The following is a 1,833-nucleotide window of genomic DNA, read 5'->3' on the forward strand; positions in this document are numbered from 1 at the left end:
TTGGAAGTAAATTCCAATAATTCAAATATCTCTTTGCAGCCAAAAGACTTTCTTAATTGTTTAGCCACTCTCAATATTCATCATTCCCCTCACAATAAGGATAGTAAGATAATTTATTTTGATCATTCTTACTCAAATATGCAAACCACAACCTATAAAGGCATTATCACGCATTTACAATACCTTGGTTCTTTTCAACAAAATACCACTAATACACTTACCTATAGACATAATTTTACCCTTACATTACAATCACCACTTCTTCGCTTATCACTCAATACTGCTTATAGAATCTATACCAATATAACACCAATAGATGCTATCAAACACACCTTAAGATTTTATGAAGGATACTTAGAAAAAACTCTTGATTTTTCTCAAATCATTCAAACATATAATACTCAAGAAATTATTTCTCAATATAATGAATCTGATCTAGAGTTTATGACTAGAATAGCTCATAATCATGGTATTTACTTTTATGAAGATGCAAATACGATCTATTTTTGTGACAGTTTGACAACAAAACCTACAAAAAATATTGCTTACAATCCTCATGTAATTGCTAATGCACTTCATGAAGAATGCATCCATCACTTTTCTAAAGAAGAAAACTTACATAGCAATTCTTTTACTTATTCAAGTCATGATGCAAATGCTCCAATTGATATATTTTCTTCTCAGATTTATACATATCAAGATGAAGAAACAGAGCAACCAGATAATACATTGACTTCTTTTACACATGCTTATGATAGTGGATCTTCTTTTACACAATCTATTGATACAAGAAAGCCACTGCATCTCAAAGCAAAAAGATTGCAAATGCTTGATGCAACCCTAAAGGCACAAAGCAATATTTATCATTTAGGTCTAGCAGACTTTCTACAAATAGATTATGAAAAATATAAATATGCAAATAATGATAACACTCTGCTTAATAAACATAAAGAGTTTATTATTGTGGCCATAGAACAAACACTCATAGATAATGCACTTTTAACACAATATAGCACAACACAAGGAGATGTTGCTCACACAACAACAAGTAACTCTCATGACAATGAATCTATAAGATCATCATCTAAAAATCAAAATGGCTTTACGCGATCTTATAGCAACACTTTAAAGCTTATGCCTTCTCATATGCTTTATGTCCCAGATACTAAAGCTAAACCAAAAGCACCATTGCATACACAAGGTATTGTAATAGGAGAAGGTTATCTAAGAGCACCAACACAAGAACAAGCAAATCAAACGATTTTGCAAGAACACAACACAATTTATACAGATGAATATGGTCGAGTAAAAGTGAGAATGAATATCTATGCAAATCAAGAAAAAAGAGATAATGCCCTCTTAGAAAGAATCCAAAAAGATAAACATTATTTACAAGATAATCCAAACACTACCAATGAGAGTAATAGCACAAACCAAACACGCACTAATCAAGAGAACAACACATATAAAATGAGATATTCATATACTTCATTCCTTAGAGTAGCATCTCCTATTGCAAGCAACTCTTCTGGCTTCTATCATACTCCAAGAATTGGAGATGAAGTCATAATCTCTTTCTTAGATAATGATATAGATAAGCCATTTATATCTGGAAGTTTATATAATACAACTAATCCTAGCCTAATACATAATCCCCTAGATTCCCATAAGACTTCTTTATCAAGCAGAACAATAAACTTAACAAATATAAGAAACTCATCAGATTCACTAAACCAAGCAGATTCATCACAAACAGAGCATTCAAACACAGCAAACACCATTGAACAAGGTTATAATGAACTTACCCTATCAAATATAAAAGATAATGAAGAA

1 protein-coding gene is annotated in these 1,833 nt (G+C 31.1%); it reads left to right on the plus strand.

Annotation, left to right across the window (positions count from 1 at the left end; genetic code table 11):
- Positions 1-1,833, plus strand: a 1,833-nt coding sequence (locus LS81_RS10820) for a contractile injection system protein, VgrG/Pvc8 family (protein WP_237022241.1), incomplete at both ends; no start/stop codon positions are given.

Origin of the sequence: Helicobacter trogontum, from assembly GCF_000765905.2 — a bacterium.
Classification (GTDB): Bacteria; Campylobacterota; Campylobacteria; order Campylobacterales; family Helicobacteraceae; genus Helicobacter_A; species Helicobacter_A trogontum.